At 61.1% G+C, this 24918-nt stretch carries 17 protein-coding genes; 10 read left to right on the plus strand and 7 right to left on the minus strand.

All coding sequences use genetic code 11. From position 1 onward, the window contains the following. Both QRN61_RS04440 and mnmC read right to left on the minus strand, forming a co-directional pair. Entirely contained in the window at nucleotides 1-1773 is a 1773-nt protein-coding gene (locus QRN61_RS04440) for an N-acetylglutaminylglutamine amidotransferase (protein WP_150368284.1), read from the minus strand. A 149-nt stretch (nucleotides 1774-1922) separates the two neighbouring features. Then, nucleotides 1923-3902: a bifunctional tRNA (5-methylaminomethyl-2-thiouridine)(34)-methyltransferase MnmC2/FAD-dependent 5-carboxymethylaminomethyl-2-thiouridine(34) oxidoreductase MnmC1 gene (gene mnmC, locus QRN61_RS04445; protein WP_285373315.1), complete on the minus strand. Its 1980-nt coding sequence runs from the start codon at nucleotides 3900-3902 to the stop codon at nucleotides 1923-1925. A 341-nt stretch (nucleotides 3903-4243) separates the two neighbouring features. Here mnmC and pap point away from each other — a divergent pair, with 341 nt between their 5' ends. Together pap and QRN61_RS04455 are read left to right on the plus strand one after the other, a co-directional pair. Beyond that, nucleotides 4244-5758, plus strand: a complete 1515-nt coding sequence (pap, locus tag QRN61_RS04450; protein ID WP_285373316.1) for a polyphosphate:AMP phosphotransferase — start codon at nucleotides 4244-4246, stop codon at nucleotides 5756-5758. A gap of 103 nt (nucleotides 5759-5861) precedes the next feature. Continuing rightward, a complete protein-coding gene (locus tag QRN61_RS04455; protein ID WP_285373317.1) occupies nucleotides 5862-7046 on the plus strand; it encodes a thiolase family protein in 1185 nt (394 codons plus the stop codon). Between the two features lie 110 nt (nucleotides 7047-7156). Here QRN61_RS04455 and QRN61_RS04460 read toward each other — a convergent pair whose 3' ends face one another. Beyond that, complete coding sequence (locus QRN61_RS04460) at nucleotides 7157-7351, minus strand: DUF6316 family protein (protein ID WP_285373319.1); 195 nt, start codon at nucleotides 7349-7351, stop codon at nucleotides 7157-7159. A gap of 209 nt (nucleotides 7352-7560) precedes the next feature. Between QRN61_RS04460 and QRN61_RS04465 the strand changes: the two genes are divergently transcribed. Next, the gene (locus QRN61_RS04465) at nucleotides 7561-8520 is read left to right on the plus strand and encodes a DMT family transporter (protein ID WP_285373320.1); all 960 of its coding nucleotides are present in this window, start codon (nucleotides 7561-7563) and stop codon (nucleotides 8518-8520) included. A 113-nt stretch (nucleotides 8521-8633) separates the two neighbouring features. Here QRN61_RS04465 and QRN61_RS04470 read toward each other — a convergent pair whose 3' ends face one another. Beyond that, complete coding sequence (locus QRN61_RS04470; protein WP_115984061.1) at nucleotides 8634-10028, minus strand: class II fumarate hydratase; 1395 nt, start codon at nucleotides 10026-10028, stop codon at nucleotides 8634-8636. A gap of 193 nt (nucleotides 10029-10221) precedes the next feature. On the opposite strand from QRN61_RS04470, the gene QRN61_RS04475 reads away from it, so the two are divergent. From QRN61_RS04475 to QRN61_RS04495, 5 genes are all read left to right on the plus strand, one after another. Further along, nucleotides 10222-10740 carry a DUF2059 domain-containing protein gene (locus tag QRN61_RS04475; RefSeq protein WP_003226938.1) on the plus strand — a complete coding sequence of 173 codons (519 nt, stop codon included), beginning with the start codon at nucleotides 10222-10224 and terminating at the stop codon, nucleotides 10738-10740. Between the two features lie 12 nt (nucleotides 10741-10752). After that, a complete protein-coding gene (locus QRN61_RS04480) occupies nucleotides 10753-11052 on the plus strand; it encodes a BolA family protein (RefSeq protein ID WP_003226935.1) in 300 nt (99 codons plus the stop codon). Nucleotides 11053-11199: 147 nt separating this feature from the next. Continuing rightward, the gene (trhO, locus tag QRN61_RS04485) at nucleotides 11200-12141 is read left to right on the plus strand and encodes an oxygen-dependent tRNA uridine(34) hydroxylase TrhO (RefSeq protein ID WP_027612407.1); all 942 of its coding nucleotides are present in this window, start codon (nucleotides 11200-11202) and stop codon (nucleotides 12139-12141) included. A 35-nt stretch (nucleotides 12142-12176) separates the two neighbouring features. Beyond that, nucleotides 12177-12779, plus strand: a complete 603-nt coding sequence (locus tag QRN61_RS04490; RefSeq protein WP_285373381.1) for a DsbA family protein — start codon at nucleotides 12177-12179, stop codon at nucleotides 12777-12779. Further along, entirely contained in the window at nucleotides 12772-14589 is a 1818-nt protein-coding gene (locus QRN61_RS04495; protein WP_285373324.1) for an ABC transporter ATP-binding protein, read from the plus strand. Before QRN61_RS04490 ends, QRN61_RS04495 begins: the two co-directional genes overlap by 8 nt. On the opposite strand, the gene QRN61_RS04500 is transcribed toward QRN61_RS04495, so the two are convergent. Next, the gene (locus tag QRN61_RS04500; protein WP_285373325.1) at nucleotides 14590-19206 is read right to left on the minus strand and encodes a deaminase domain-containing protein; all 4617 of its coding nucleotides are present in this window, start codon (nucleotides 19204-19206) and stop codon (nucleotides 14590-14592) included. It abuts the gene before it with no gap. Between the two features lie 173 nt (nucleotides 19207-19379). Between QRN61_RS04500 and QRN61_RS04505 the strand changes: the two genes are divergently transcribed. Both QRN61_RS04505 and QRN61_RS04510 read left to right on the plus strand, forming a co-directional pair. After that, a complete protein-coding gene (locus QRN61_RS04505) occupies nucleotides 19380-21839 on the plus strand; it encodes an EAL domain-containing protein (protein WP_097088389.1) in 2460 nt (819 codons plus the stop codon). A gap of 79 nt (nucleotides 21840-21918) precedes the next feature. Continuing rightward, nucleotides 21919-22680 (plus strand): iron-containing redox enzyme family protein, encoded by a 762-nt coding sequence (locus QRN61_RS04510; protein ID WP_262924845.1) that lies wholly within the window; start codon nucleotides 21919-21921, stop codon nucleotides 22678-22680. Between the two features lie 138 nt (nucleotides 22681-22818). Here the strand turns inward: QRN61_RS04510 and QRN61_RS04515 are convergent, their stop codons facing one another. Together QRN61_RS04515 and QRN61_RS04520 are read right to left on the minus strand one after the other, a co-directional pair. Further along, on the minus strand, nucleotides 22819-23745 hold the full coding sequence (locus tag QRN61_RS04515) for a GGDEF domain-containing protein (protein ID WP_027612413.1): 927 nt from the start codon (nucleotides 23743-23745) through the stop codon (nucleotides 22819-22821). Nucleotides 23746-24107: 362 nt separating this feature from the next. After that, nucleotides 24108-24848, minus strand: a complete 741-nt coding sequence (locus QRN61_RS04520) for a YciK family oxidoreductase (RefSeq protein ID WP_103368361.1) — start codon at nucleotides 24846-24848, stop codon at nucleotides 24108-24110. Nucleotides 24849-24918: the final 70 nt, after the last annotated feature.

Genomic DNA, 24918 nt, shown 5'->3' on the forward strand with positions numbered 1-24918 from the left:
TCAGATTCCTTGTTCACTGAGCCACAGGTTCAGGGCCGCCAGTTGCCACAGTTTCGAGCCGCGCAACGGCGTCAGTTGGCCTTGCGGATCAGTCAGCAATTTGTCGAGCATGGCCGGGTTGAACAGGCCACGATCCTGGCTCGGATCCAGCAGCAGTTCACGCACCCAGTTCAGGGTGTCGCCTTGCAAGTGCTTGAGGCCCGGCACCGGGAAGTAACCTTTCTTGCGGTCGATTACTTCGCTTGGAATCACCAGACGTGCAGCTTCTTTGAGTACCTGTTTGCCGCCGTCCGGCAGCTTGAACTGGCCGGGAATCCGCGCCGAGAGTTCCACCAGGCGATAGTCGAGAAACGGCGTGCGCGCTTCCAGGCCCCAGGCCATGGTCATGTTGTCGACACGTTTGACCGGGTCATCCACCAGCATCACCGTGCTGTCCAGACGCAAGGCTTTATCGACTGCGGCATCGGCGCCGGGTTGGGCGAAGTGTTCTTTCACGAAGTCGCCGGCCGCGTCATTCGCGGTCAACCATTTCGGTTGCACGGTGGCGGCGTAGTCGTCGTAGCTGCGGTCGAAGAACGCCGCGCGATAGGCTGCGTATGGATCCGCCGCACCGTCGACTTGCGGGTACCAGTGATAACCGGCGAACAACTCGTCCGCACCCTGGCCGCTTTGCACCACTTTGCAGTGCTTGGCCACTTCGCGCGACAACAGGTAGAAGGCGATGCAGTCGTGGCTGACCATCGGCTCGCTCATCGCACGGAACGCAGCAGGCAGTTGCTCGATGATCTCTTTTTCGTCGATGCGCAATTGATGATGCTGCGTGCCGTAGTGTTTGGCGATCAGGTCGGAATACTGAAATTCATCGCCACGCTCGCCGCCGGCATCCTGGAAACCGATGGAAAAGGTCGACAGGTTCTCCACCCCGACTTCTCGCAGCAGGCCGACGAGCATGCTCGAATCGACACCGCCGGAAAGCAGCACGCCGACATCCACCGCTGCGCGTTGACGGATTGCCACGGCCTCGCGGGTGCTGTCGAGCACGCGGTCGCGCCAGTCTTCGAGGGTCAGGTTTTTCTCGTCGTCCTGTGGGCCGTAGGGCAGGGTCCACCAGGTTTTCTGCTCGGTGCGGCCATCGGCTTCGACGCGCATCCAGGTCGCTGGCGGCAGCTTTTCGATGCCCGCGAGCAAGGTGCGTGGAGCCGGCACCACCGCATGGAAATTCAGGTAGTGATTGAGCGCCACCGGATCGAGGATCGGGTTGATGTCGCCGCCCTTGAGCAGCGCCGGCAGGGCCGAGGCAAAGCGCAAACGCTGGCCGGTGCGCGACAGGTACAAAGGCTTCACGCCGAGACGGTCGCGAGCGATGAACAGGCGCTGGGCATCACGCTCCCAGATGGCGAACGCGAACATGCCGTTGAGTTTCGGCAGCAGCGCTTCGCCCCAGGCGTGGTAGCCCTTGAGCAGCACTTCGGTGTCGCCACCGGAATAGAAGGCGTAGCCCAGCGCTTCGAGTTCGGCGCGCAGTTCCGGAAAGTTGTAGATCGCGCCGTTGAAGGCCAGGGACAAGCCGAGTTGGCTGTCGATCATCGGCTGCGCCGAGCCATCCGACAGGTCCATGATTTTCAGGCGACGATGGCCCAGGGCAATCGGCCCTTGGGCATGGAAGCCCCACGCGTCGGGGCCGCGAGGGGCCAGGTGATGGGTGATTCGCTCTACCGCTGCAAGGTCTGCAGGTTGATGATCAAAACGTAACTCGCCAGCTAATCCGCACATAAAGTCCTTACCGGTTTTTCCGTTGGGGAGGGGTGATTCAAGTCAGGCCAAAATGGCCGGTACTCAGAAACTGACCCGCTGCAGATGTGGGAGTTTTAGAACGATGAGTTATAAGAGGGGGCGACTGACCAGCGGCCAGTCGCGATTTTTCATTTGCCGCGAATCAACGTACGCAGCGCGAAACGGTTGGGGTGGCAGGCTTCGGCGACACTTCTGGGCAGTGGCAGCGGCTCGTTGTCCAGCCACGCCGCGAGCAGTTCGCCCGACAGCGGCGCGGTGATCAGCCCGCGTGAACCGTGGCCGCTGTTGACGTACAGGCCATCGAGCCACGGGCAGGCGATGTCCGGCACTTGTCGTGCATCCTTGCTCAACGCCGCATAGGCCTGAGCGAAGGCTGTGCGGTCGGCGAGGGGGCCGACGATCGGCAGATAGTCGGGACTGGTGCAGCGGAATGCGGCGCGTCCCTCCAGAGTTTCCGGGGGCAGTTGATTGATGTGCAGGCGCGCCACCAGATCGCCGGAGATCTGTTCGAGCATCGCCAGATTGCCCAGGTGTTCGGCGGTGGTCGGCGTCAGGTCATCGCTGTTGAAGTCGAAACTCGCGCCCAGCGTGTGTTCGCCCAAGCGTGCCGGCGCGACATAACCTTCGGCGCAGACCACGGTGCGCAGCGCCTGGCTTTCAGCGGTTTGCGGCAGGCGCGTGATTTGCCCGCGAATGCGCTTGAGCGGCAACTCGGCACTTTGCGCAAAGCGTTTGATCTCCGCCGCGCCGGCCAATATCACCACCGGCGCGCTGGCGAGCACGCGCTCGCCGTCGAGGGCTTGCCACTGACCTTCGACCTTGCGCAGTTCCAGCGCATCGTGATGCTTGAGCAGTTCGATGTTTGCTTGCGCGGCTTGCGCCTGGCACAGCGCGGGTGGATGCACCCAGCCCCCTTCGGGGTAGAACAGCCCGCCGTGTGCCAGCGCAATCCCGGCTTGGATTTCGGCTTGCGGCTGATCAAGCCAGTGCACCAGATCTTCCGGGAAGGCCGCGGCCAGTTGCGCCTGACGCTCGGCTTCCTTGGCATTGAAAGCCAGTTGCAGCACGCCGCAATCGTCCCAGTCGGTGCCGCGTTGCAGGGTTTCCAGCAGGCGGCGGGTGTAGCCGAAGCCGCTGACGATCAGTTGCGACAACGCGGTGCCGTGGGCCGACAACTTCAGGTACAGGACGCCCTGCGGATTGCCCGACGCTTCCTGTGCCACGGCCTCGTGACGCTCCAGCAGACTGACTTGCCAGCCGCGCGCGGCGAGGCTGGCAGCGGTCGCACAACCGGCCAGCCCGGCGCCGATCACCAGCGCCCGACGCTCGCCGGTCAGCGGGGCAGGGCGAGCGAACCACGGTTTGTCCGGCAGTGGTGGCGCGACGTCCTGCGGCCAGCCGAGAAACTCGCCGCGCAGGATCTCCCACTTGTGGCCGATGCCCGGCGTGCGTTTCATCTTGAACCCGGCGGCGTTGAGCAGACGCCGCACCCAACCGGTGCTGGTGAAGGTGCTGATGGTCGAACCCGGCGCGGCCAGTCGAGCCAGTTCGACGAACAGTTCAGCGGTCCACATGTCGGGGTTTTTCGCCGGGGCGAAACCGTCGAGAAACCACGCATCAATCTGCGCATCGAGTTGCGGCAGTTGCTCCAGCGCATCGCCGATCAGCAGCGTCAGCGTCACGCGGCCATTGCCGAGAATGATCCGCTGAAAGCCCTGATGGATCGCCACGTACTGCGTCAGCAGTTGATCGGCCAGTGGCTTGAGCTGCGGCCACAAGGCCAGCGCCCGTTGCAGATCCGTCGGACTCAGCGGATATTTTTCGACGCTGACGAAATGCAGCCGCGCACCGGCCACCGCGTGCTGTTCGAACAACTGCCAGGCGCAAAGGAAATTCAGCCCGGTGCCGAAGCCGGTTTCGCCGATCACCAGCCGCCCGTGCGCCGGCAGCGCGGCAAAGCGCTCGGCCAGACGGTTCTGTTCGAGGAACACGTAACGGGTTTCATCCAGCCCCGACTGGTCGGAAAAATACACATCATCGAACACCCGCGAGCGCGGGCGTCCCTGGTCATCCCAGTCGAGTTGGGCGTGGGGCAATACAGGTTTCATGGCAGGCTCGGCAACGACAAGGCGGCCATTCTAGCCGATCGTGCGGAGCGTGCTTGATCCATGGCAAGGCCTGGCTGTGCAGCCTCGAAGACAATCAACGATTTGGGCGCGGATCAGAGCAACCTGTGGCGAGGGGATTTATCCCCGATCGGCTGCGTAGCAGTCGCAATCCCGCTAACAGCGTGCATATGGCGTTGAATGGCTTTGGGGCCGCCGCGCTGCCCATCGGGGATAAATCCCCTCACCACAGAGTTTTTCTTGAAGCCAAAAGGAGCGGAATTTCTCCGCCGCGCCCATGCCCAATCCGCTAGTCTTGCTGAATCCTGGAAGGAGCCGTCCCCATGTTTGAATCCGCCGAAATCGGCCATGCCATCGACAAAGAGACTTACGACGCGGCTGTACCTGCCTTGCGTGAAGCACTGCTGGAAGCGCAATTCGAGTTGCAGCAGCAGAAGCGTTTTCCGGTGATCATTCTGATCAACGGCATCGAGGGCGCAGGCAAGGGCGAGACCGTCAAGTTGCTCAACGAGTGGATGGACCCGCGCCTGATCGAGGTGCGCACCTTCGATCAGCAGACCGATGAAGAGCTGGCGCATCCACCGGCCTGGCGTTACTGGCGGATGCTCCCGGCCAAGGGACGGATGGGCGTGTTCTTTGGCAACTGGTACAGCCAGATGCTTCAAGGGCGGGTTCACGGTCTGTTCAAGGATCCACGCCTGGATCAGGCGATCAACGCCGCCGAGCGTCTGGAAAAGATGCTCTGCGATGAAGGCGCGCTGATCTTCAAGTTCTGGTTTCACCTGTCCAAGAAACAGATGAAGGCCCGCCTCAAGGCGTTGGCCGATGACCCTTTGCACAGCTGGCGCATCAGCCCGCTGGACTGGCAGCAATCGCAGACTTACGACAAGTTCGTCAAATACGGCGAGCGCGTGTTGCGCCGCACCAGCCGCGACTACGCGCCGTGGCATGTCATCGAAGGCATGGACGCCAATTATCGCAGTCTTGCCGTCGGCAAAATCCTGCTGGAGGGCCTGCAGAATGCGCTCAAGCGCCCCGAGGTGCATACCGAAGAGGTCAACGCGGCGCCGTTGGGCACGGCGGTCGATCAACTCAACCTGCTCGACAGCCTCGACCTGAACCAGCGGCTGGAAAAGAAAGACTACGAAGAACAACTGATCACCGAGCAGGCGCGGCTGTCCGGGCTGATGCGCGATAAATGCATGCGCCGCCACGCACTGGTGGCGGTGTTCGAAGGCAACGATGCGGCGGGCAAGGGCGGGGCGATTCGCCGGGTGGCGGCGGCGCTCGATCCGCGTCAGTACAGCATCGTGCCGATTGCCGCGCCCACTGAAGAGGAGCGCGCGCAGCCGTATCTGTGGCGCTTCTGGCGGCATTTGCCGGCGCGGGGCAAGTTCACCGTGTTCGACCGCTCCTGGTATGGCCGGGTGCTGGTGGAGCGGGTCGAGGGCTTCTGCAGCCCGGCCGACTGGCTGCGGGCTTACAGCGAGATCAACGATTTCGAAGAGCAGATCGCCGACGCCGGGGTCATCGTCGTCAAGTTCTGGCTGGCGATCGACAAGGACACGCAGATGGAGCGCTTCCAGGCCCGCGAGCAGATTCCATTCAAGCGCTTCAAGATCACCGAGGACGACTGGCGCAACCGCGACAAGTGGGACGCCTACCGCGCGGCCGTGGGCGACATGGTCGACCGCACCAGCACCGAGATTTCGCCGTGGACGCTGGTCGAGGCCAATGACAAACGCTGGGCTCGGGTCAAGGTGCTGCGTACGATCAACCGTGCCCTCGAAGAGGCGTTCGCGAAGTCCGACAAACGCGCGAAAAAACACAAGGACTGAGCCGATGGACCCGCATACGCGGGGTGAATGATTGTCGCGGTCGGCGGTGAGGTGGACTTATGCTCGGTCCACTCTCCTCCGACAACAACAATTGAGGTATGCCATGCGTGAAGTGGTGATCGTCGACAGCGTGCGGACCGGCCTGGCCAAATCCTTTCGCGGCAAGTTCAACCAGACCCGCCCCGACGACATGGCGGCCCATTGCATCAACGCGCTGCTGTCGCGCAATGACATCGACCCGGCCAGCGTCGAGGACTGCATTGTCGGCGCCGGATCCAACGAGGGCGCGCAGGGTTACAACATCGGCCGCAACGTGGCGGTGCTGTCGCGGCTGGGCACCGGCGTGGCCGGCATGACCCTCAACCGTTTCTGCTCGTCGGGGTTGCAGGCGATCGCGATTGCCGCCAACCAGATCGCCTCCGGTTGCAGCGACATCATTGTTGCCGGCGGCGTCGAATCAATCAGTCTGACCCTGAAAAGCGTCAACACCGATCACCTGATCAACCCGTTGCTCAAGCAGCAGGTGCCGGGCATCTACTACACCATGGGCCAGACCGCCGAAGTGGTTGCGCGCCGTTACGACGTCAGCCGCGAGGCGCAGGATCGTTACGCGCTGCAAAGCCAGTTGCGCACTGCTCAGGCGCAGGCGGCTGGGCTGTTCAATGATGAAATCGTGCCGATGACGGTCAAGTACCGGGTCGAGGACAAGAACAGTGGTGAGGTGCAGATCCTCGATGGCATCGTCGATCACGACGACTGCAACCGCCCGGACACCACTTACGAAAGTCTCGCCGGACTGAAACCGGTGTTTGCCGAGGACGGCTCGGTCACCGCTGGCAACTCATCGCAGCTGTCTGACGGCGCCTCGATGACGCTGGTGATGAGCCTGGAAAAAGCCCTGCAACTGGGGCTCAAGCCGAAGGGGTTTTTCCGTGGTTTCACCGTCGCCGGTTGCGAGCCGGACGAAATGGGCATCGGCCCGGTGTTCTCGGTGCCGAAACTGCTCAAGGCCAAAGGCTTGCAGGTGGCGGATATCGATCTGTGGGAACTCAACGAGGCGTTTGCTTCGCAATGCCTGTATGCCCGGGACCGGTTGGAAATCGACAACGACAAATACAACGTCAATGGCGGCTCGATTTCCATCGGCCACCCGTTCGGCATGACCGGCTCGCGGCAGGTCGGGCATCTGGTGCGCGAGTTGCAGCGGCGTAACCTGCGTTACGGCATCGTGACCATGTGCGTGGGGGGCGGGATGGGGGCGACGGGGTTGTTTGAGGCGGTGCGCTGAACCCTGGAAGGTGGGGTGGTTGATCTACCGCTTTCGCGAGCAGGCTCGCTCCCACATTGGAATGCATTCACCTGTGGGAGCGAGCCTGCTCGCGAAGAGATCGACCGGATTTACCGGTTGGAATCCAGAAGCTGCATCCGCGCGATATACGCCTGAATTTCCTGCTCAGCCTTATCCGGGGAATCGAACGGCCCCTCAAGGGTGTTCTCCCGCGTGCTGAAAAACAGTTCGCCATTGACCCGACACACTCGGTCACTGCGAAAGTGCGTGGCGGGGGCGCTGTCATCGGCGCGCATTCCGTACATGATCCGGCTCCTTGATTGATCCGTTGCAGGGATCCAATCAGCTTATGCCTGAAGCACTTGGCGCGCTTCGTCAGCCGATCAACGGCAAAGCGTCAATTTAATGCTGCGACCTGCACAGTTTCATTCGCGGCCTGGCCCGAACTGTCCCTGTGTTGCGTCTGTCGGCGGGCCTAGAATAACCGCTCTTGTCAGCAGGCATTGGGGTTCGCATGCACATTTCATCCGGTCGCTGGGTCTACGGTCTGTTCCTGGCGCTGCTGACGGCGTTTTTGTGGGGCATCCTGCCGATCAAACTCAAACAGGTGCTGCTGGTGATGGACCCGATCACCGTGACCTGGTTTCGCCTGTTGGTGTCGGGCGGCTGCCTGTTCATCTACCTGGCGGCCACGCGCCGCCTGCCGAGCCGCCAGGTGCTCGGTCCTCGAGGCGGCTGGCTGGTGCTGATGGCGGTGCTCGGGCTGGTGGGCAACTACGTGCTGTACCTGATGGGCCTTAACCTGCTCAGCCCCGGCACCGCGCAGTTGGTGGTGCAGATGGGGCCGATCATGTTGCTGATCACCAGCCTGTTTGTGTTCAAGGAGCGCTTCAGCATCGGTCAGGGCATTGGCCTGGCGGTGCTGCTGATCGGCTTTGTGCTGTTCTTCAATCAGCGTCTGGCTGAACTGCTCACCTCATTGTCGGACTACACCGCCGGCGTGTTGCTGGTGCTGCTGGCCTCGACAGTCTGGACCTTCTACGCACTGGGGCAGAAGCAATTGCTCACGGTGTGGAATTCGTTGCAGGTGATGATGGTGATCTACCTGTTCTGCGCGCTGTTGCTGACGCCGTGGGTGCATCCGCTTGAGGCACTGGAACTGAGCCCGTTGCAGGGCTGGTTGTTGCTGGCGTGCTGCATGAACACATTGATTGCTTATGGCGCGTTTGCTGAAGCACTGGCGCACTGGGAGGCCTCGCGGGTCAGTGCGACGCTGGCGATCACGCCGTTGGTGACCTTTGGCGCGGTAGCGATTGCCGCCGGGGTGTGGCCGGAATATGTGCATGCCGAGCAGATCAATGGGCTGGGTTATGGCGGGGCGGTGCTGGTGGTGCTGGGGTCGGCGCTGGTGGCGTTGGGGCCGTCGTTGATTGCCGGATTGAAAGCGCGGCGGATGCGGATTGCAGCCAGTTAGACCGCGCTGCTCCCATTCGCGAGCAGGCTCGCTCCCACATTGGTACGGAGTACACCGATCCAAATGTGGGAGCGAGCTTGCTCGCGAAGGCGGCCTGTCAGGCGCTACAAATCTCAGCCCTTGGCGCCAGCCTCGATCATGTTTTCCGGCCGCACCCACGCATCGAACTCTTCACTTGTCAGATACCCCAGCTGCAGCGCCGCCTCGCGCAAGGTCAGGCCTTCGCCGTAAGCCTTCTTGGCGATTTCCGCCGACTTGTCGTAACCGATGTGCGGATTCAGCGCGGTCACCAGCATCAGCCCACGCTCCAGGTGTTTGGCCATGACTTCGGCGTCGGGTTCAAGACCGGCAATGCAGTGCTGCTGGAAGTTGCTGCAACCATCGGCAAGCAGGCGGATCGATTGCAACACGTTGTGGATGATCACCGGTTTGTAGACGTTCAGTTGCAGGTGACCCTGACTCGCCGCGATGCCGATGGTGACGTCGTTGCCCAACACCTGGCAGGCGAGCATCGACAGCGCTTCGCACTGAGTCGGGTTGACCTTGCCGGGCATGATCGAACTGCCCGGTTCGTTGGCCGGCAGCTTGACTTCGGCAAAGCCTGCGCGAGGGCCGGAGCCGAGCAGGCGCAGGTCGTTGGCGATTTTCATCAGCGCCACGGCGAGCGTCTTCAGGGCGCCGGACAGACTGGTCAGCGGCTCATGCCCGGCCAGCGCAGCAAACTTGTTCGGCGCAGTGACGAACGGCAGACCGGACAGCGCGGCGAGTTCCGCGGCAATCGCTTCGCCAAAGCCGTGCGGCGAATTCAGGCCGGTGCCGACCGCGGTGCCGCCCTGCGCCAGTTCACACACCGCCGGCAGTGCGGCGCGGATCGCCCGTTCGGCGTAATCCAGCTGCGCTATAAAGCCCGACAACTCCTGACCGAAGGTGATCGGCGTCGCGTCCATCATGTGCGTGCGACCGGTCTTCACCAGTTTCATATGGCGTGCGGCCAGTTCGGCCAGGCCGCCGGAGAGCTCGGCGATCGCCGGCAGCAATTGCTCCTGCACGGCTTTGGCAGTGGCGATGCTCATGGCGGTGGGGAAGCAGTCGTTGGAGCTTTGCGAGCGGTTGACGTGATCGTTGGGGTGCACCGGCGTCTTGCCGCCGCGCGGGTTGCCGGCCAGTTCGTTGGCGCGACCGGCGATCACTTCGTTGACGTTCATGTTGCTCTGGGTGCCGCTGCCGGTCTGCCAGACCACCAGTGGAAACTGGTCGTCGTGCTGGCCGTCGAGGACTTCGTCGGCGGCTTGTTCGATCAGGCGGGCGATGTCGGCGGGCAGGTCGCCGTTGCGGTCGTTGACCCGGGCGGCGGCTTTCTTGATCAGGGCCAGGGCGTGCAGTACCGGCAACGGCATGCGTTCCTGACCAATGGCGAAGTTGATCAGCGAGCGTTGCGTCTGAGCACCCCAGTAGGCGTCGTCCGGGACTTCGATCTGGCCCAGGCTGTCGGTTTCGATACGGCTCATCGTGCACACTCCTGTTGGTTCGTTTGCGCAGTTTAGGCCCGGTCAGGCCCAGGTGGTTCCCTCGAACCGATTGTTGACCGGTAAAACCCGGGCAATCAAGCGCGGCAAGGCTCGGGGGTTGAGCCACGAGGTTTTTTAGGCGCAGAATGGTCGCCCTTGGGGTTTTACCTCGCCTAGCTGAAAAGGAAACTCGATGACTCGTCTTCGTGCCATCTGCACCGCGGTTGCACTGGTTTGCGCCAGCGGCCAGGTGCTTGCCGATACCGCCAGCCACAACGCCAGTGCTGAAGCTTTCCTGACCCTGGCGCACGCTGACAAGCTGGGCACTCCGGTGTACATGCAAGTGCAGCAAATGTTCGCTCAGCGTTTTGAACAGACCAAAGCCCCGGAATCCAAGAAAGCCGTACTGGAAACCTACCAGGCCAAGGCCAACGCCGCCCTGGACCAGGCCATCGGCTGGAACAAGCTCAAGCCTGACATGGTCAAGCTCTACACCAGCAACTTCAGCGAATCGGAGCTGAAAGATCTGGTCGCGTTCTACCAGTCGCCACTGGGCAAGAAAGTCCTGGAGAAAATGCCGCAGCTGACCCAGCAATCGGCCCAGATGACTCAGGCCAAGCTGGAAAGCGCCGTGCCTGTCGTCAACAAGCTGCTCGACGACATGACCAACGAGCTGGCACCGAAAGGCGCTGCGCCGGCCAAGAAGAAGTAAGCGGAGTTCGTGATGACCATGCAACAACGCATCGAATCGACGCTGGGCCTGCTGCAGCCTGAGCATCTGCAAGTGCTGGACGAAAGCCACATGCACAGTCGCGGGTTACAGACGCACTTCAAGGCAGTGGTGGTCAGCGCGCAGTTCGAAGGCCTGAACCGGGTCAAGCGCCACCAGAAAGTCTACGGCACGCTTGGCGAGCTGATGGGCGAGTTCCATGCGTTGGCGCTGCACACCTACACCCCGCAGGAATGGGCAGAAGTGGGCGCCGCCCCGGCGTCGCCGACCTGTGCCGGCGGTAGCAAACACTGAGGATTGCGAGGGCTCCCTCGCCACAGAGTTTTGACAGATCCTAAATCCACCGTGTTTTTGCTAGAATCCGCAACGCGCCGCTCACCCGGCGCGTTTTTTTTGAATCCGGTTCACCCTTTGCGAGGGTAGCCACCTGGAGAAATACCCATGACACAACCGATTGTCGTGGCGGCACTGTATAAGTTCGTCACCCTCGAAGATTACGTTGACCTGCGCGAGCCCCTGCTGCAAGCGATGGTCGACAATGGCATCAAAGGCACCCTGCTGATCGCCGAAGAAGGCATCAACGGCACCGTGTCCGGCAGCCGCGAAGGCATCGACGGCCTGCTCGCCTGGCTGAAGAACGACCCGCGCATGATCGACATCGACCACAAAGAGTCGTACTGCGACGAGCAGCCGTTCTACCGCACCAAGGTCAAGCTGAAGAAAGAGATCGTCACCCTCGGCGTCGAAGGCGTGGACCCGAACAAAAAGGTCGGCACCTATGTCGAACCGCAGGACTGGAACGCGCTGATCAGCGATCCGGAAGTGCTGCTGATCGACACCCGCAACGACTACGAAGTGGCGATCGGTACCTTCGAAGGCGCCATCGATCCGAAAACCACCAGTTTTCGCGAATTCCCCGACTACATCAAAGAACACTTCGACCCGGCCGTGCACAAGAAGGTCGCGATGTTCTGCACCGGCGGCATTCGCTGCGAGAAAGCCTCCAGTTACATGCTGGGCGAGGGGTTCGAAGAGGTTTACCACCTCAAGGGCGGCATCCTGAAGTACCTCGAAGAGGTGCCGCAGGAAGAAACCAAGTGGCAGGGCGACTGCTTCGTGTTCGACAACCGCGTGACCGTGCGTCACGACCTCAGCGAAGGCGACTACGATCAATGTCATGCCTGCCGCACACCGGTCAGTGTTGAAGATCGCGCCTCCGAGCACTACGTGGCCGGCATCAGCTGCCCGCATTGCTGGGACAAACTGAGCGAGAAAACCCGCCGCAGCGCCATCGATCGGCAGAAGCAGATCGAACTGGCCAAGGCGCGCAACATGCCGCACCCGATCGGCTACAACTATAAACAAGCATCCACCGAGGCCTGATCATGACTGCGCGCCTGCTCTATGTGATGGATCCGATGTGTTCCTGGTGCTGGGGGTTCGCTCCGGTTGCCAAGGCATTGGTCGAGCAGGCGCAGGCAGCCGGGGTGGAGTTGCACCTGGTGGTCGGCGGGTTGCGCACCGGCAGTGGTGCGGCATTGGAACCAACTACACGTCGCTACATCCTCGAGCACTGGCAAGCGGTCAACGAGGCTACCGGTCAGCCGTTCAAGTTCGACGGGGCGTTGCCCGACGGTTTTGTCTACGACACCGAGCCGGCCTGTCGGGCAATCGTCACCGCGCGCAGCCTGGCGCCGGATTGCGCGTGGACGCTGGTCGGCCTGATCCAGCAGGCGTTTTATGCTGAAGGTCGCGATGTCACTCAGGCCAGTGTGCTGGTGGAGCTGGCTGAGAAGGCTGGCGTGCCGCGCATCGAATTTGCTGCCTTGTTCGATCATGCCGACCAACACAAAGCGACTCAGGCTGATTTCAGCTGGGTGCAGGATCTGGGCATCGCCGGGTTCCCGACCCTGCTCGCCGAGCGCAATGGCCAACTGGCCTTGCTGACCAACGGCTATCAACCGCTCAGTGAACTGTCGCCGTTGCTCGGCCGTTGGCTGGAGCGCGCCGCCTGTGCCTGACCGGGCCGATGACACGCCAGCCGTAAAGCGTGTCGACCGGCTGAGCTGGGCAGAAGTCCGGCGCCTGGCACTGCATCACAAAAAATCCCTGTGGATCGCCAACGGCGTGGCCGTGCTGGCGACGCTGTGCAGTGTGCCGATTCCGTTGCTGTTGCCCTTGCTGGTGGACGAAGTCCTGCTCGGGCATGGCGATGCTGCGCTGAAAGTCATGAACCACGTGCTGCCGTCGATGTGGCAACAAGCGGCGGGTTACATCGGCCTGATGCTGGTGGTCACCTTGACTCTGCGTTGCAGCGCCCTGTGTTTTGGCGTGTTGCAGGCGCGGCTGTTTGCCCGGCTGGCGAAAGACATCGTCTACCGCATTCGCGTGCGGCTGATCGAGCGCCTGAAAAGGATTTCCCTCGGCGAATACGAAAGCCTCGGTAGCGGCACCGTGACCACCCATCTGGTCACTGACCTCGACACTCTCGACAAGTTTGTCGGCGAAACCCTCAGCCGGTTTCTGGTGGCGATGCTGACCCTGGTCGGCACCGCGAGCATCCTGATGTGGATGCACTGGAAGCTGGCGCTGCTGATCCTGCTGTTCAATCCATTGGTGATCTACGCCACGGTGCAACTGGGCAAGCGGGTCAAGCACCTGAAGAAACTGGAGAACGACAGCACCTCGCGTTTCACTCAAGCCTTGAGCGAAACCCTCGATGCGATCCAGGAAGTGCGCGCCGGCAACCGTCAGGGTTTCTTCCTCGGGCGACTCGGCTTGCGCGCGCAGGAAGTGCGTAACTATGCGGTCAACTCGCAGTGGAAGACCGATGCCTCGAACCGTGCCAGCGGTCTGCTGTTCCAGTTCGGCATCGATATTTTCCGCGCGGCGGCGATGCTCACGGTGCTGTTCTCCGACCTGTCGATCGGCCAGATGCTCGCGGTGTTCAGCTACCTGTGGTTCATGATCGGCCCGGTCGAACAACTGCTCAATCTGCAATACGCCTACTACGCGGCGGGTGGCGCACTGGCGCGGATCAACGAACTGCTGGCGCGGGCTGACGAGCCGCAATACCCGGGCGGCGTCGATCCGTTCAAGGGGCGGGAAACCGTGGGTATCGAGGTGCAGGGACTGAGCTTCGGTTACGGCGATGAATTGGTGGTGGATCAGATGAACCTGTCCATCGCCCCCGGTGAAAAAGTCGCGATTGTCGGCGCCAGCGGCGGCGGCAAAAGCACTTTGGTGCAACTGTTGTTAGGGCTGTACACGCCGTTGTCCGGGACTATCCGTTTCGGCGGTTCGACCCAGCAGGAAATCGGTCTGGAGCTGATTCGTGAAAACGTCGCGGTGGTGCTGCAGCATCCGGCGCTGTTCAACGACACCGTCCGCGCCAACTTGACCATGGGCCGCACCCGCAGTGACGAAGCCTGCTGGCAGGCGCTGGAAATCGCCCAGTTGGAGACGACCATCCGGGCGTTGCCGGACGGACTCGACAGCATCGTCGGACGTTCCGGCGTGCGCCTGTCCGGTGGTCAGCGTCAGCGTCTGGCAATTGCGCGGATGATCCTCGCCGAGCCGAAAGTGGTGATTCTCGACGAAGCCACTTCAGCCCTCGACGCTGCCACCGAATACAACCTGCATCAGGCCATGGCGCGCTTCCTCAATGGCCGCACCACGCTGATCATTGCCCATCGCCTGTCGGCGGTGAAGCAGGCGGATCGGGTGCTGGTGTTCGATGGCGGGCAAGTGGCCGAGGATGGCGACCACCAGCAACTGATCGCCGATGGCGGCCTCTACGCCAAACTCTACGGCCATCTGCAGCGCCTGTAATCAGCCCCACAGCACCTGCAACGCCGCCTCGCCGCCGTCATGGCCGAACTGCTTCATCACCACCGAACAGGATTCGCACGGGCGCATCGTTGTTGCGATGTCGACCGCGCGGATTTCTGTCGGGTCGGGATATTTCTCGCGCAGCACGCTGATCAGTTTGCTTTCGCTGTCCAGCGAGGTCGGCCGGCTGGTCTGCGTCGGCTGATAGGTTTTCAGCTCCTTGATGGTCAGCGGCACGGCCAGCAGTTGCCCTTGCTCGGTGACCTCCAGCGAGGTGCGCGGGAAGTCTGGGTTGTAGTCGATGTTGATGTAAGTGGTGTCGCCGATCCGCACGTGATCGGCGTTGATGCGGCTAAACAGCGGCAAGCACTGTGTGCTGCCCTGAGCGCCGGAGACACTGACGTACACCTCCCGATTGCCGCTGGTCGTGGTGACTTCTGCATAGGCAATGTTGCGCGGATTGTGTGACTGCTGATGCGCGGGCAACCGTTTGTGCAGTTTCTGCATGGCACGGTTGATACGCAGGGGCGCGTTGGTGTTGGCCGGGTTGATCGTCGGTGACAGAAACAACGTGTCGAAAATCTCTGCGGTTTTCTGCCGGAAGAGCTCCGGCGCTTCGCTGCTGCGCGTCCAGGTGGTGGCGCCTTCGGGCAGGCGGGTGACGATCATCCGTGTCGAATTATCGAACATCAATGCTTCGCCCGGGCTGGTGTCGACCTTCAGCCATTTCATATTGTTTGCAGGAATGGCCGTGGTGCCGATGGGGATCGCGATCTGTTCCATGGTGTGCATCGCGCGCTGCACCGATTCCAGACCATGGATGCGCACGATGTTGTTGGCGTGTAGCGAGCCGGTGTAGACGGTCAGCAGTTCAGCACCGAGGGTGCCGTCGGCCAGTTCGGCGGGTGCCAGGCGCCTGAAGGTCAATTGATCGGGCGCTTTTTTACCCTTGGCGATGGTGGCCAGGTAGTACTCCTGGATGTTGATTCGGAAGAACACGTAGGAGGCCGAGTCGTCGATGGCCGGCATTAGCACCGCACCAACCTGATGTGAGTCATTGATCCCGTCATAGCTGCCGCCGGTTTTTATCCGCGCATAAATGCCTTTGCGAAACTGCAGCGTGGCTTGAATCTGCTGTCTTGGTACCAGCCTGCCTTGATGGAATCCAAGGAGTCGCAGATCACCGGTGAACAGCCTCGGGCGGTTATCGATGATTTGATAAAGCCTGGCATCGACCGCCAGGAACATTCCGTCTTGATGGGGCAGCATGGCCGGCTCCGAAACCCGCTCGCCGAACCATGGCGCGTAACCCTTTTCCTTGTCGATCGTGCCGAGGGCGGGGGTCGGAGCGGGTTCGGCGGTGATGTAGCTGACGCGGCAGTCGCCCGCGCCCGGTGCGCGGCGTATCCGGCATGGCAGCAGCGTCCAGTGCTGACTGTCATCGAGCAGATCGACCCGGCGCAGTTCATCACCGTCGAATCGATACGGCACATCATCGATCAAGACCGTGGTGCGTCCGCCAGCCTCGGGCATCAGTTCGACGCGCCTGTCGGGCATCAGCTCGATATCGATCTTGTCGTCGGTTTTTTTCACCGTGCTGTAGTGCGAACGCCCCAGCGAAAAGTCATGTTCGTGTGCAAGCAACCGGGGGCCGTAAGGGCGGTCAGACAGCGGATCGAGCACGTGATACCGCGAGCCGCCAACGTTGCGCACCGGCACATCGTCAATGCCTCTGACCACGGCCAGATGATCGGCAGGGTTCAGCGCTTTCCAGCGCCCGGCATCCAGTGCCTGGGGCAGACTGTGCAGCAGGTCATAGTCAGCGCTTCTGCCGGCCAGCCTTTTCAGACGTGCAACCGCGCGGTGTTCCAGATGCGCCACGGCCCGCACTGCGCCGATCGCACCTCGGCCGCCGAGCTTGAGCAAAGCAGGCGCAGCGTCCAGCGGATTGAGATTTCTCAAGCTCGAAACCAGCAGGTTTTTTGACAATTGCGCCATGCGTGGCAGGGCGACGCGAATCGCCATTTTCCCGGCCACGGCAGCGAGGCGAATGCTGCCGGCGACGAACTTGCCCAAGGGAATCGCGAACGAGACGATATCGAGGAGCAGGCCGAGTACGCCCATTGCGCGTTTGCCCGGACTGTCCGACTGCAGGTCTTCGAGACTGCCCCAGAACGGGATGAAGCCCTTGAGGGCATGAGTCCAGTGCTGTTTGCGGCTTTCGCGCTCGAAGCGGGTATCACCCCAGGCCTCACTGCGCAGCGCCTGCTCATCGGCATAGAACAACCGGGTCGCGATGAACGAGGCGATGTGCGCCGTGCGCGGCGAGGTGAAGGTCAGGTTCGGCGAACTGTCGTGATGGGCCGCCGGGATCATCGATACCGGGAGGGAGTCGCCCAGCGGTTCGAGGATCGCGACGCATTTGGCGTCGGGGGCAGGTGTCGAACCGTCCCAGTGTGCTTTTCGATCGAACGGCAGGCGGCGGGTGACGATGCGGGTGATGCTCTGGCCCTTGGTCCGTCCACGTTTGGGCGGCAAGGGTGGCAATAACAGACCGCCAACATGTGTGCTAACCAGATCCGGGCGTTTACGAATGATGCCGGCGCGTGGCAGGCATTCGTAGAATTGTGGCGGGCCCTGATACGTCGCCTGCAAAACGAAGCCCATGCGGGCCCGGTGCGGCAGGATGTTTTCCGCTGTCTCCAGGTGAGCTTCGATATGCCGTGTCGGATCCCTGAGGCTGTGAATCCGCACTTCGCCGTGCTCCAGTGCCCGGCGGTCGGGCCACGGCAGTGTGACCAGCAGCGACTTGATCAGGTATTCATAGGCTTCGCGGGTCTCGCTCAGATAGTCATCGAACTGCTGCTCGAACAAGAGCCTGATCTCGGGCAAGGTGCAGTTGCTCGGAAACCGTGAAAGGCGTCGGCCTGGATGTCCGGTATCGACAAAACCGCTTTGCAGTTTGCCTGCTGCGTTGAGGCTGATCCATTCGCTGGCACTGCGGCCATCGTTGCTGACGTACCAGCGTGTGTCGCTGCTCAACCCGCCGGCGGCATAGACCTCCAGCAACGGCCAGGTCGGCAATACCACATCCGGGGTGTCGATAATGCTGCGTCGGCTACGGTTGGGCGTTGAAGGATGGTGGCGTTTGAGGCGAATCGTCGTGTGATCGTACAGCTCGTTGGCCAGCGCCTTGTCCAGTTGCTGTTTTGCCAGGGCGAGTCGCCGTGGCGGCTCGATGTCCAGTTGCAGGATCGCTGCGTTCATTTGCTTCTTGTGGTCTTCCAGCGCTTGCAGGGCAGCGTCATCGCCGGATGTCTCGTTCGCTGCGGCCTGGGCTCCGGTGGCCAGTGTCCAGGTCTGTGCGGCAGCCACTCGGGTCATGGCGATCAGGGTTTGCAGGTCGGTGCTGGCGTTTTCACTTTTGTGCAGCGGCAGATCGACCAGTTGTTGAAAGCTCAGATGTTCCAGCAACTGTGGATCGAGGGCATGGGCGAGGTGCACGCCATGCACGAAATTGACCCAGACCACCGAGCTGGCGTACGGCAGGTCGTCAGGAATGTCGCGCACTTGAAAATCCAGTCCGAACTGCGTCAGGCATACCCATCCCAGCACATGTTTTTCGGTCGGGGTCGAGGTTCGGTGAGAATCCTCCAGGTGCTTTAAAAAGTCCCGGCGAATGGCGGCGTAGCTGGCGCCGTAGTAAGCGCGTTGTTCCAGCGCAAAACCAGCCACTTCGGTCGAGCTGCCTTCGCCGGGCAGTTCGTACCACAGGCACAACGCCTCGAGCAGTAAACGCAGGCCGATATCGGGCACGGTCAGTTCATCGGGCCGCGCGCCATACCATTGCAGTTTCTGCAGCAGGCGCTGGCCCAGGTCACGCGCCTTGGGGGTGTCGAGCAGGCGTTCCAGGCAGGCGGCAGGCTGCTGTTCCAGTTGCTGGCGGGTGAATGGGGGCGTTACTTCGCTGGCCAGGCTGTCGATGGCCGACAGGGTTTTGCCGGTAAGCCAGTCGCCAATCAGGTCGTGAATCGCGGCTTTGTCATCGTCGCTCATCAGTCCCGTCAGCGCCGGGTGATGCCGCAGATTCAGTCGATGGCTGGCGCGTTGTTCTTCGACCTTGCCGATCAGCCGGGCCAGTGCCGTGGCGTCCTGTACGTCGGCAAATGTGAACCCGGACTCACGCAGCAGTTGTGACAACGGCAGCAGCCTGTCGGAACGCAGGTGTGCGCCTATACTCAGCAACGCTCGCTGAAATTCTTGAATTGTGCTGGAGGCCCGGGTGACATCCTCGATGGTGAAGCGGGCGCAGCTGCCATCGGGACGGTTGAAGGAAAAGCTGCAGTGACCGGCTGCGGCGTCGACTTGCAGCAATGATCCTCTGGACGTTTGCAGGTAGGCCGCCAATTGTGGCTCGCCGCTGTCATCGAACAGTGCTTGCAGAAGGTTTTGCGCCTGGTCGTGGGCTGCACCAAGGCGTGAATGTGTCTGGGGTGTGAGGTAGTAGGTCTGCAGTGAGGTTGAAGCGCTGAGCACGGCGCGCAGGGCGGTGATCATTGCGCGGTATTCGCTCTGTTGGGCAGTATGGCGTTGCAGCGTGGCGGAAGGTGACTGCATGGAAAACGGCTCTGGAATGATTGAAAGCCGTCAGTGTCGAAGCATGGCGAACAGCGGGTGCGGTACATACGTATCGCCGGTTGAAAATGTCCTGGTTTGCTGGAAGGGGTCGCTCCCTTGTCTGGCTCTGGCGATCTCCCCTTGAAGATGACAGTGCGTGCGCAAAGGACCTCATGAAGCATAAAAGGACTCTCGGAACGCCACGGTTGTTGGGCATCGTCTGGCCATTTATCGCCGTCGTGTTATTTCAGGCGTTATTGGGGGGCGTGAGTCTTTATGTCCTGTCGGCCGTTCGCGGCTATGTCGCCGGCGAGAGTCTCTGGTCCAAGGGCCAGAAAGACGCCATCTATTACCTGAACCTGTATGCCGACAGCCGCGACGAGGCGATCTTTCTCAAATACAAGCAAGCGATTGCCGTGCCTCAGGGCGGTCACCAGTTGCGTCTGGCGCTGGATCGTCAGCCACCGGATCTGCAGGCGGCACGGGAGGGGATCCTCAAGGGCGGCAACCATCCCGATGATGTGTCGAGCCTGATTTGGCTGTACCTCAATTTCCGTCATTTCAGTTATCTGGAAACCGCGATCGACCGCTGGACCATCGGTGACGCCTATCTGGTGCAACTGGACAATGTCGCGCGCGAGATGCATCAGGGCATCAGCGAAAACATCGCGACGCCGGCTGATATACAGCACTGGAAAGCGCAGATTTTTGCCATCAACGACGGTGTGACGCCGGCAGCCAAGGCGTTCAGCGACGCCTTGGGCGAAGGCTCGCGGATGATCCTGCGCCTGCTGCTGTTCACCAACCTGGCCACGGCGCTGGGGTTGATCGTGCTGGCCCTGTTGCGCACCCACAAACTGCTCAAGCAGCGGCATGCCTTTGCCCAGGCGCTGCAGCTGGAGAAGGATCGGGCACACATCACCCTGCAATCGATTGGCGACGGGGTGATCACCACCGACGTCAACGGCGCGATCGATTACATGAACCCGGCGGCGGAGGCGATGACGCACTGGAAGTCCGAGCACGCGGCGGGGTTGCCATTGGCAGCGCTGTTCAATCTGCTCGATGACAATGCGCAGACCGAAGGGCTGACGCTGATCGAGCACATTCTCAGCGGGCAACTGATCGGTGGCAGCGAGCACTCCAAACTGATTCAGCGCCTGGATGGCAGTACGGTCTCGGTGACGCTGGTGGGCGCGCCGATCCGCAACGCCGAGAAGGTTATCGGTACGGTGCTGGTGCTGCATGACATGACTCAGGAACGGCAATACATCGCCAACCTGTCGTGGCAGGCGACCCACGATGCACTGACCGGTCTGGCCAACCGCCGCGAGTTCGAATATCGCCTGGAGCAGGCCCTGCACAACCTGACGCGCCAGCCCGGTCGGCATGCGCTGATGTTTCTCGATCTGGACCAGTTCAAACTGGTCAACGACACCTGCGGTCACGCCGCTGGCGATGAGTTGCTGCGGCACATTTGCACGCTGTTGCAATCGGGCTTGCGCGAAAGCGACACCCTCGCGCGGCTGGGCGGCGACGAGTTCGGCATTCTGCTGGAGAACTGCGCCCCGGATGCCGCCGAGAAAATCGCCGAGAGCCTGCGCCAGACCGTGCAGAACCTGCATTTCGTGTGGAAGGGGCGGCCGTTTTTGACCACTGTGAGCATTGGCCTGGTGCACATCGCCCAGACCCCGACCACCCTCGAAGCGTCATTGCGCGCCGCCGACATGGCTTGCTACATGGCCAAGGAAAAGGGCCGCAACCGGGTGCAGGTCTATCATGCCGACGACTCCGAGCTGTCGCTGCGCTTCGGCGAAATGGCCTGGGTGCAGCGCCTGCACATGGCGCTGGAGGAAAACCGCTTCTGCCTCTATGCCCAGGAAATTGCTCCGCTGGGCGCTACAGCCCATGGCGGGGGGCACATCGAAATACTCTTGCGTCTGCATGACGAAGCCGGACGGATGATCCTGCCGGACAGTTTCATTCCGGCGGCCGAACGTTATGGTCTGATGAGTCAACTGGATCGTTGGGTCGTCGAGAATGTTTTTAAAGTGATTGCCCAATGTATTACCGAACAACATGAAGGTCCGTTGGCAATGTGTGCGATTAATCTTTCAGGCATTACTATCGGAGATGACGCGTTCTTGCACTTTCTGCGTGAACAGTTTGTTAATTACGCTATACCCCCTGAAATGATTTGTTTTGAAATTACTGAAACCAGCGCCATCGCCAATCTCGGCAGCGCAATTAGATTTATTAATGAACTCAAAGGCTTAGGTTGTTACTTCTCACTTGATGATTTTTGTGCCGGAATGTCTTCATTCGCTTATCTGAAACATTTGCCTGTAGACTTCCTGAAGATCGACGGGAGTTTCGTAAAGGATATGCTGGACGACCCGATTAACCGTGCAATGGTCGAGGTGATCAATCACATCGGGCATGTCATGGGTAAGCAGACAATTGCCGAGTTTGTTGAAACAACCCAGATCGAGCAGGCATTGCTTGAAATCGGGGTGGATTACGCTCAGGGTTATGTCATCGAACGCCCGCAGTTGTTTACCTGCGACAGTTTGCAAAGTCGGCCCGCCAGACCGCAGCCGCTGTTGTTCAAGGCGCCTGGCACGTTCCGTTGAAATATCTTGCCGATCCTTACAATCACAAATCAAAAGGAGCCGAACAGTGATCGACACATTCAACCGAACCGGACCACTCATGGAAGCTGCAAGTTATCCTGCCTGGGCACAACAGCTCATTGCAGATTGCAGCGAGAGCAAGCGCCGGGTTGTCGAACATGAACTGTACCTGCGCATGCGCGATAACAAGCTCAGCGCCAAAACCATGCGCCAGTACTTGATCGGGGGCTGGCCAGTAGTTGAACAGTTTGCGTTGTATATGGCGCAGAACCTGACCAAAACCAAGTTTGCCCGCCATCCTGGGGAGGACATGGCGCGCCGCTGGCTGATGCGCAACATCCGCGTCGAACTCAATCATGCCGACTACTGGCTGAACTGGAGTCGCGCGCATGGGGTCAGCCTGGAGGATCTGCAGGCCCAGCAAGTACCGCCGGAACTGCATGCATTGAGTCACTGGTGCTGGCATACGAGTTCGGCGGATTCGCTGATCGTCGCCATCGCTGCGACCAACTACGCCATCGAGGGCGCGACCGGGGAGTGGTCGGCGCTGGTCTGCTCAACTGGCGTGTACGCGGCAGCGTTCCCGGAAGAAGAGCGCAAGCGTGCAATGAAGTGGCTGAAGATGCATGCCCAGTACGACGACGCGCACCCGTGGGAGGCGCTGGAAATCATCTGCACGCTGGCGGGCATGAACCCGAGCAAGGCGCTGCAGACCGAACTGCGTCAGGCGGTGTGCAAGAGCTACGACTACATGTACCTGTTTCTGGAGCGCTGCATGCAACTGGAAACTGCCGAGCGGGCGTTGCACGGGCGTGAACGCCGGGCGCTTGTAGAGAGCTGATTCTCGGCAAAACGCCAAAGCAAATGTGGGAGCGGGCTTGCTCGCGAAAGCGGTGTGTCAGTCAGCAATTGTTTGACTGGCACACCGCTTTCGCGAGCAAGCCCGCTCCCACAGTGGTTTTTGGGTGTCTGGAAGGACTCAGCCCGCCATTGCCAACCGATTACGCCCTTCGCGCTTGGCCACGTACAGCGCACTGTCGGCCCGGCGCAGCAGGCTGTCAGCTGACTCTCCCGGCAACAGAGTCGAGCAGCCAAGGCTCACGGTCAGGTCGATCAGTTTGCCGTCCGCGAAATATTCTGCAGTCTGCGCGGCGTGGCGCAGACGCTCGCCGACCATCGCTGCCGCTTCCCGGCCGGTGTTGCACAGCAAGATCAGAAATTCTTCCCCGCCATAGCGAAACACCATGTCGACGTTACGCAGTTGGCCCTTGATCGACGCTGCCACCGCTTTGAGCACGTCATCCCCGGCACTGTGGCCATGGCTGTCGTTGACCCGTTTGAAGTGGTCGATGTCGAGCATCAGCACCGACAACGGTTGCAGGTGCCGGCGTGACATGTCGATCTCGCGTTGCAGGGTCTGCTCCATGGCGATCCGGTTGCCGGTTCCGGTCAACGGGTCGCGCAGCGCACTTTGCGTTGCGGCGCGGTAGAGCAGGGCGTTGCGCATCGGAAACAGCAGCGACGACAGCAGCGATTCGAGGTTGCCCTGATCCTGCTCGCTGAAGCGCTGGTTGCGGCGGAAGACCAGTTCACCCAGGTGCTCGCCTTCGTGGCTGAGGCTGTAGCTGACCGAATGGTGACCGCGGGCACCGAACTCCAGGCGCAAGTCGCTGCCCGAATGCACGTAGCTCAAGGCATCCAGCGGCACAAGACGCTGAACTTCGCGGAAAAACAGACCGAGGATTCGTTGCGGCTCAAGACTGGTTTGCAGTTGCAGGCTCATTTGCTGGCGCAATTGCGCCAGGCTGGCCGGGCGTTCCAGAAGCGGAGGCAGCTGACCAAAGCCCAGGCGTTGCAATTTGGCACTGTCAAAGTCAATTGCATTGGTCTGGGAAGGTGATTTCATATGGCGTGAGCCCCTAAGCAGTAAGTCTGTCTTACAGGCTGGGTGAGAGCGGCTATGGGCTGCGCGTCATACTGATCCATCAGTCCCGTAGGACATTTGGCGTAAGTTTAGTCTGCCTGATGACGATTAGTCAGCTATCGAAATCGGCCTTGCCCCAGTGCCTTCACACGGCATGCTTTGAGGAGAATTAGAGCGAAAGTCGTGCCATTCGGTTCAGGTTTATTAAAACCTTTATGAATCAACAGGATGGCTTTTTGCTTTGAGGGCGGGTGGCGGATATTTGACTGAGGTGTGACGGTGGGAAGCGGCAATTGTGTGCCGCGACGGTAATCCGCCACGGCAACAAAAGCGACGTATGGCAGTTATTGCGCGTTGAATGCCTGGCCATTGATGCCCGTGCTGTCCGGGCCCATCAGGTACAGGTACACCGGCATGATCTCTTCCGGGGTCGGATTGTTCAGCGGGTTTTCTCCCGGATAGGCCTGTGCACGCATGCTGGTACGCGTGCCGCCCGGGTTGATGCTGTTGGAGCGCACGGGTGCCACGCCATCGACTTCATCGGCCAGGGTTTGCATCAAGCCTTCGGTGGCGAACTTCGATACTCCGTAAGCGCCCCAGTAGGCCCGGCCCTTGCGCCCGACGCTGCTGGAGGTGAACACCACCGAGGCATCCTGCGACAGCTTGAGCAGCGGCAGCAGGGTGCTGGTCAGCATGAACATGGCATTGACGTTGACTTGCATGACACGCATGAAGTTTTCGCCCGACAGCTGCTCGATCGGCGTGCGCGGCCCGATGATCGAGGCGTTGTGCAGCAAGCCGTCGAGGTGGCCGAACTCGCTCTCGATCATCGCCGCCAGCTCATCGTATTGATGGGGCAGGGCGGTCTCGAGGTTGAACGGGATCACTGCCGGTTGTGGATGCCCCGCGGCTTCGATCTCGTCGTAGACCTGAGTCAGATTGGCTTCGGTCTTGCCCAGCAGTAGCACGGTGGCGCCGTGGGCGGCGTAGGTTTTCGCGGCAGCCGCACCGATGCCACGACCGGCACCGGTGACCAGAATGACCCGATCCTTGAGCAATTCGGGACGGGCGGTGTAATCGAACATAAGAACCTCACAATCCATTCATGAAGACCTGCTTCCTTGTGGTGAGGGGATTTATCCCCGACCGGCTGCG

Source organism: Pseudomonas sp. lyk4-TYG-107 (assembly GCF_030209055.1).
Lineage (GTDB): Bacteria > Pseudomonadota > Gammaproteobacteria > Pseudomonadales > Pseudomonadaceae > Aquipseudomonas > Aquipseudomonas putida_A.